General features: G+C 56.0%; 4 protein-coding genes. 1 reads left to right on the forward strand and 3 read right to left on the reverse strand.

Features of this window, described 5'->3' with window-relative positions; all coding sequences use genetic code 11:
* Positions 1 to 65: 65 nt before the first annotated feature.
* The gene (locus L5014_RS38145; protein WP_238469031.1) at positions 66 to 470 is read right to left on the reverse strand and encodes a hypothetical protein; all 405 of its coding nucleotides are present in this window, start codon (positions 468 to 470) and stop codon (positions 66 to 68) included.
* Between the two features lie 588 nt (positions 471 to 1,058).
* Positions 1,059 to 1,409: a hypothetical protein gene (locus L5014_RS38150; protein WP_238469032.1), complete on the reverse strand. Its 351-nt coding sequence runs from the start codon at positions 1,407 to 1,409 to the stop codon at positions 1,059 to 1,061.
* A gap of 142 nt (positions 1,410 to 1,551) precedes the next feature.
* On the opposite strand from L5014_RS38150, the gene L5014_RS38155 reads away from it, so the two are divergent.
* Positions 1,552 to 2,750, forward strand: a protein-coding gene (locus L5014_RS38155; protein ID WP_238469034.1) for an IS3 family transposase whose coding sequence is annotated in 2 segments (ribosomal slippage) — positions 1,552 to 1,867 and positions 1,867 to 2,750 — 1,200 coding nt in all. Because the reading frame shifts where the segments join, the coding sequence is not laid out codon by codon here.
* Here the strand turns inward: L5014_RS38155 and L5014_RS38160 are convergent.
* Positions 2,742 to 7,247: a hypothetical protein gene (locus L5014_RS38160; protein WP_238469033.1), complete on the reverse strand. Its 4,506-nt coding sequence runs from the start codon at positions 7,245 to 7,247 to the stop codon at positions 2,742 to 2,744. The two genes, L5014_RS38155 and L5014_RS38160, sit on opposite strands and share 9 nt — an antisense overlap.
* Positions 7,248 to 7,461: the final 214 nt, after the last annotated feature.

Consider the following 7,461-nt stretch of genomic DNA (forward strand, 5'->3'; position numbering starts at 1 on the left):
TCTTCATTCGAGGGGTGCAAGGTAACGTCCTGCCAGACCGCGCCAGCATCATGCTCCGCGTGTCTCTAGGTGGGGGATTTTGAGGTGCCCACAGGTGGGGGAATTTGCCCGCCCATCGGGGCATTGTTAAAGGGCACGATCTGAGTGATCCACTGAGGTGGTGCTTCTCGCTTTAGTCTATAGTCGCCAAACTGGGCAATCCCCTTAGACAGTTCCGTTACGAATTCGAGGCATTGCCTTTCCGAAAGCACGTCCTCGTACAACACGGCTTTTTCATATTGGTGAGTGGAAGCAGCGCTGGGCATCTCCTCATCGCAAAAGAACCATTCGACAGTGCAGCAACGTAGTTCCCATTTGCCGTTGCCGTTCGTGAGCACGGCACGCCGTCGAAAACGGCTAGCCTCTCCTGCACGCTCGATGTATTCGACGAGCTCGGTGGGCAACGCGTCTAAGGTGTAGTCGGGATTCATAAGCTCAAGTTGTCGTTGGCATAGGTCGAAATGATTCTACAAGGGACGCCCGCAAGATCAAGGACACGATCGTCGATCCTGGTGGCGGCTACCGCTACGCGTCCGCGGTCTGCGGCGTTTTTCAGTTTACTAAGTCCGCGCCTGCGCAGGCTTGCATCACTACCGCGCAAGCTTGTACCTTGACGAAGCGTCTCCTTTCCACGACCTCTCTTCACGGCATTTGCGACCGCCCCCGGCGAAAAAGGTGTTATGAACATTCTTCCAGACCTGGTACCCTGGCGAGATGAAAAAACGCAGGCCCTACCCAACGGGGCTACACCGGGTAACGGAATTTGTGAGACTAGGGTGCTTCTCGTAAGCCCGGAAAAACGGAAATCGTGTCATTACCCGGACGACGAGTTCGGATGGCATTGTAGACGGCAGTCGGCGTTCACGTCTCGCGGCGACGTCAATTGTTGGCGCGAGACGTTTAATGCACTGAACTGGGGTTTCCCGACACATCGGTCGTTCGCGAGAAATGGATCGAATGGCTTTTGGTAGCCCAGCTTCGATGCTGGGCTCTCCCTCTAGTTCCAGAAAAGTCGCGCGCTATTGGATGGAGTGATCGGTCGGCACCGACGATGGATCGTCATCTGAGTACCCCGGAACAAAAATCTCGACTCCCCGGGATGCTTGAGTGCCTGGTGAGCTCTCCACCCACAGCCAGTCCACAAGCGCTGGCGGCATTCCAACGAAGATATTTGTGTTCCAATAGTTTTCCCAATGGCTAAAGCGTTCGTTGAAGGGCACCGCTAGGCTTTTTTTCGGATCCGTCCACTTGTCTTTAGCCGCGAGTTGTGCCGAAATGCACTCCTTCAATTCCCTGATACCCGGAACTGTAGGCTCAACGATGCGGCTCCAGATTTTTGATGGGACCAGCGAAGCTAGCCTGTCGTGCAAGTCAGATCCGAATTTCGGCGATTTATTTTCGTCAACCTCCACAATAGGTGGAGCGGCCCCACGTATCTGAGGACACAAGGACTCTCTTAAAATAACGGATAGTCTTGTGCCTATCAGTAAGCCTAGTCATTACGTGGAACCCATCGAAATTCTGACCGAGCCGGAGCGCCGTCGTCGGCGAACGGCGCAGGAAAAAATCGCCATCGTGCAGGAGACGCTGACACCGGGCGCCTCGGTGTCAGCCGTGGCCCGGCGGCACGGCGTGAACCCGAACCAAGTGTTCGGCTGGCGCAAGCAATACCAGGAAGGCAGTCTGGCGGCGGTGAAAGCGGGAGAAACCGTAGTGCCCGCATCGGAGTTGGCTGCAGCCATCAAGGAAATCAAGGAGCTGCAACGGCTGCTCGGGAAAAAGACAATGGAAGTCGAAATCCTGAAGGAAGCCGTGGAATGGGGCCGTTCAAAAAACCTGATTGCGCGCTCGCCCTTGCTGCCGGGGGACGACCATTGAAAACGGTCTGCGAAGTTCTCGGCGTGGCGCGCTCTGTTGTGGCAGTGAAGCAGGCTCGTTCGTCTGACTGGCAAGACGGTCGCCGTGCCAAGCCCACCGACGACACGGAACTGGTCGAGGAAATCCATGGCCACGTGGCGCATCTGCCAACCTACGGCTACCGGCGCATCTGGGCGCTGCTGCGCCGCAGTCGCGAGATGGTCGGCGCACCGTGCATCAACCACAAGCGCGTGTATCGGGTCATGCGTGAGCACCATTTGTTGCTGCGTCGTCCCGGCGTGCGGCGAGACAAGCGGCGGCACGACGGTCGCGTGGCCGTGGATAGGAGCAATACCCGCTGGTGCTCGGACGGCTTCGAGTTCCGGTGCGACGATGGCACGCCGCTGCGCGTGACGTTCGCGCTGGATTGCTGTGACCGGGAAGCGATTAGCTGGGCTGCTACGACCGGCGGGCATAGCGGCGACGTGGTGCGCGACGTGATGCTGGCGGCCGTCGAGCAGCGCTTCGGCACCACGCAGACGGCGCAGGCCATCGAATGGCTGACGGACAACGGCTCGGCCTACATCGACCATCGCACGCGCAGCTTCGCGCGCGAGCTGGGCCTGGAGCCGCTGACCACGCCCGTACGTTCGCCGCAGAGCAATGGCATGGCTGAGTCGTTCGTGAAGACCATGAAGCACAATTACGTCGCCTATATGGACAAGCCCGACGCGCCAACGGCGCTCTCGCGTCTGGCCATTGCGTTTGAACATTACAATGAGCGCCACCCGCACAAAGCCCTGAAATACCGCTCGCCTCGCGAGTTCAGGCGAGCAGCGGCGTCATCAACCTAACGGTGTCCACGTGTCCTGAGTTACAGGGGCAACTCCAATAGGCAAGTAAGCAACCAGCTGAAGTGGATTAGCCAGCGCCTGCGGCCTTGGCTTGCCTTCATGCATAAAGAGCGGGTCAACGTCGGCGATAACCATCGCCTGCTCACTATCGCCAAGAGCGTCGGAGCGACTGTTGTAATAAATACCCTTTGACCACCCCGCATAAGGAGTTATGTTCGTGTCGCGGTGGACGTTGTGCCCGCCCCCATTCCAACTATTTCGCCCAATGAAGCAACTTCCTCCGACCGAATGGCTATCGACGGCGTTGCAAAAGACAGTTGTCGCCCCGCCGGCGAGCAAAGCGGCTTGGCCGAAGATCCAATAGTCGGCCGATCTGGTCGTCATCGCCGGCACCAGCAGAATTGAGCGTCGCTTCACCGTCGCTGTTGTATCAGAGATACCCAGAAATTTCGCAACGTTCGCTATGTCGTCCTGTACATGCTTCATCGCGGCCGCTTCGTCAATTCTTGAACCGAATCGACGCGCTAGTTTGTGCAGTTCTACAGCGAGCGTTTGATGGTTGGCAAGGCTCATTGGCAAGAACAGCTCTGAGCACACAAATTCTGCGAAACATTCCAGATGTCGCAGTTTGTCGACGTAATGGAGTATTTCAGCTGCCGATACCGCCTCTGAAGTGGCAGAACGAAGGCCCCCCTTGGAACGACGCTCCAATTCGTGCAACAGCCCTGAACTCGAAAAGAGCGGGTCCAGCAGTTCCAGCGGAGGGTTAAAGACTTCGGCGGCGGCGAGGGAAGGATACTTCTTACGCCGCGAAAAGGTGCAGACAATTCGTTCACCGTTCTCCAATTCCAAAGGCGATAGCATTGTTAGTACCGCACTGTGCTCGCCAGAAATATAACCTCCGTTGCTTCCCTTCGTGACGACCGCCGACGATTCGAACGTCTTCTGATATTCGGCTAAACCGAGAATCTCGCGATATACCTTTTCGAAGTTCAAATCTGACGATCTGCCATGCAACTTGTACGTGCCGGCCAATATCGAGGGCGCCCCCGTCCTTAGCTGCAGCTGGTTTTTCAGCCAACCGACCGTATCAGGTCTGACCGAGTACTCCGGGAGTACTAGAACATCCACCTTGAAGCTTTCGCATGCGGTTAGGGCCTCAGTTAGAAACTGTCTGCGACGGTATTCGATTGCGCTCACTTCAAAGGGTAAAAGTGGCTTAGATATTCCCCCGACTGGTTCCCTCCGTGGCGGCCATTTCTTGTCCCATTTGTCCGCGTCGATTGCCGGATGATGATAGGTCTCATCCAGCTCCCACTGCATCAGGGCAATGCGTACGTGTCCAGGCGACTTCGCCCGCCTCAACTGCCACGTATTCTGCTGCAATGTCCGCCAATCAGTCCGTTGACCCAATGACGATGAACTGGAAGGAGTGGACGTTTCCTCGGATCCCCACAACGCATTATTGGTCGCGCGTAGCTCATTGATCGACGAACGCGATTCTTGCGTGTTGTCGGCTTGGCTACCTATTTCAGACTTCTTGTCAGTTGTATGAATACCAGTCTCGAATACGCCACGGCTAGCCGTTTCGGAAAGGCTTCGTAGCGTGTCCGATGCAACGTCGCCTCGTGAGTCTTTACGAGCGAAAGCCTCCTCGTTTAGCAATCTACCAAGCCGTGCATCGCGTGCGGCGACGAGTAAAAGGTTTCCTTCCGCGTCTCGTGTTTCATCCCAGACGCTGAGGATTCGCCTGCCTATCGTAACCCGCTCTGGCTTTGCGCCTCCGCCCAAGAGAATCTGCCAAGGTGCGACGCCCCACTTACCTCCGACTGAATCGGTGAAGCTGCGATCCGCAGGATCAAGTCTCCACGGCCCGACTATCCGAGAAGTATGATTGAGGCCGATATTCGCCTCGAATTCGCTGACGATGACTGCGCTCGAAGCAAACGAAGGTGTCGCCCATTGCGCAAGCACGGCTGCGCGGTCGCATTCAAACGGCCAGTCGGGATGGACACCGTCTCCATCTTCAACAGTCGCAGATGCAATTGCCGCAAGGCTAGTTGCCAGCGCTTTTGCGCGATCAACTTGGCTAGTGCTCCATTCGCTCATCAACGGTCTTCTCATTAATCCGTTGATCAGACCAATTCTCCCCGCCAACAAAACCAGCCAACCGAGTGGGGTAATGCTTGCGAATGCCCGCTCCGAAGCCCCTTCGACTATTTTTTTTTGGAAGAACTCTGTAAGAGCGCTAACGGATCCATCAGGCCGATCGAAAAGAAAACCTCTCTCTTCAATTGCCCAGACTTCGGCGACTTCACCATCGAGGGGGAGCGGCCATTCTTCCTTTCCTGGAAGGGCCTCCACCGAAAACGTCAACTCACGTAACCACGCCGATATAGCTGCAAGCCGCAATCCTGAAACCAGTACCGTGAAGCTTCGCTCTTGCTCTTCGATACGCTCAGTGGCCGAACGTAACGACGACAACCTATTGGCTAAAGACCAGTATGACCGCGGAAGGATGCGATCCGTCGACAGTGTGTTGACAGTATCCGACTCAGAGGGTTGACTCAGCCAGCCTAGCTGTATCCGGCTGACGACGCGCATGGCGACTTGCTCGAAGAAGGCTCCCGCGATGCCAGGATAATCGAGCGATACTTCAGTCGCGAGGCGTGAACGCATTCCGGCCGTCTCGGCTTCGCTAGAAAGCACGTAGGCCATCGCGCTGTGATATTCCCCGTCAACCGGGAATTTTCGTAACAGGTCAAGTGATCGGGCGACGGATGCTGGGATGTAATCTCGTCCTGGCGGGGATTGGAGTACACGTCCGCTTACGTATGCTCCCCGTAACTTACGAAGAACGTTACGAAGAAGATGCGCGGCGGGTTCGAGGCTGTCAGCGGTGTCGTGATGACCAAGAGCAAGTGGGTTCAATGAAGCGTACTGGTCGAGATCGCTTCGAAACCCAAATAAATCGGACAGAAGAACCCCAGCTCGCCAATGCCGACCATATAGTTCCGGCACGTCGTACGTCTGCAAGCCCCGCGCGCCGTTACGCACGAATGCTAGACCATCAAGCGACGACCGCGGATAACGCGGCGAGAGTAGTGTCAGCTTCAGTGAAGTCTCGCCGGGAATCTCGGGACGCAAGTTGACGACCAAATATGGCCAAGCCGGCGCAAATTCGGCACCGTCGATCGACATATCCTGCTCGATAATATGATTTAACTTTGCGATCGACTCGTAAGCCTCCGCGATCCACGCCAAACTGTGGGTGGTTATTGACAACGCGGGAGGTTGCAACAGCGCGTAAGCAGGCGAGTTGTCGCCAGCCCATGGGGCGCTAAACATCTGAAGTCCATCCACCCCTTGGACTTGCTGCCAATCGAGCGCGATTTCTTCAACTGTTCCGCTCGCGGACGCAAGGCGGAAGCTCGGAAGCAACATTTCCGAATCTTCTCGTTGGGGCGTAACCCACCATAAGGTCGAGATTTTTACCCAATTACCATCTCTCTCAGCATGAGAAATGAGCAGTAGCCCTCTCGCAGGTACGCCTGGCAAAGGCGGAAGAGGGATCTTTTCTCCGCCTCCCTGTAGTAAGTGTCCTCGTCTTGATAGCAACTTTGCCAGATGCTGTCGTGGCGCGATAGCAGCAAGTGTCTGGAGAGAGAGCAACGTAGTCTCTCCGTCGTGCTTTTGCTGCGTGCTGAACGGATCATCATCATTCGGCAATAGACCACGCAGCAACGGCAGAAACCTATCATGCGTGACCGAAAAATGCGCTGCTCTATCATCCCTCAGCCACCGCTCCAGCCTTTCGAGGTCACTATCAAACCCTGACAGCGGATCCGCTTGTGAAAAATCAGTTTCCGATGCTAGCGCTGCGATTGCTCGATGGATCCATTGAAAGCCGTCACTCAACACATTGAGTTCCGATTGACCGCTAGAGGTTACTGCGACACCCGTTGTACCAATCCTCCAAGTTTCCGCATCGGTAATAAGTGATCGCCGCAGCGACGCGCGCAGCGGGTCGCCAAGATGACGGAGCAAAATCTGGGCCGTTTCGTCGCGAGAATCAGCCATGGGAGCGTCATCGGTCAAACACGCGGCCTTCCAGCGCATGCAGATGACGCGCTGGAAAAACATTCGACGCAAGCGCGCTGTCCCATGTCCCCATCCTGGGGGCGCATCTTCGCGATTGGTTTGTTCAAACACGCGCGCGAACTCCAGAGAGCGCGCTACGCGCGCCAGTCCGGCGATACATATTGTCCGTTCAATTGATTCTTCTGGCGTCAACCCAAATTCGACACGGTTTGCCCTCTCGAACAGATTTTCCAATCCCTCAATCGCATGAAATGCCGGATCATCCCAAGGAATTCGCACATCTAGCGTAAAAGGTGCGCCGGAAGTTACGGTACCCCAAAGCTTCCAGTAGCGCGCAATGACATCTTTCGCACTATATTGAGTATCCTTGAAGGACAGCGCAGCTTGATACCACAACCAGCGCGAAGCTTTCCCAAGTTCCGCCGGTCGTAAATCGTCAGCCCTCAGTGCCGTGTAAACTTGATCTAGAACTGTGTCGGCCGGCATGGTGAATCGCCCCGGGAATCGTGGAGGCTGGTTGGTTTAAGTTGATACTGATGCAGCAGCGGTATTGCTGTGTTGCCTGTAGTAGTTTGCCTCAGCTTCAGCGGGCGGGATATAGCCGAGCGGT

The organism is Paraburkholderia tagetis, assembly GCF_022213065.1.
Taxonomy (GTDB): Bacteria; Pseudomonadota; Gammaproteobacteria; order Burkholderiales; family Burkholderiaceae; genus Paraburkholderia; species Paraburkholderia tagetis.

Coding starts and splice junctions, on each gene's coding strand:
- L5014_RS38145 (WP_238469031.1), bottom strand. CDS start 470: ATGAATCCCGACTACACCTTAGACGCGTTGCCCACCGAGCTCGTCGAA.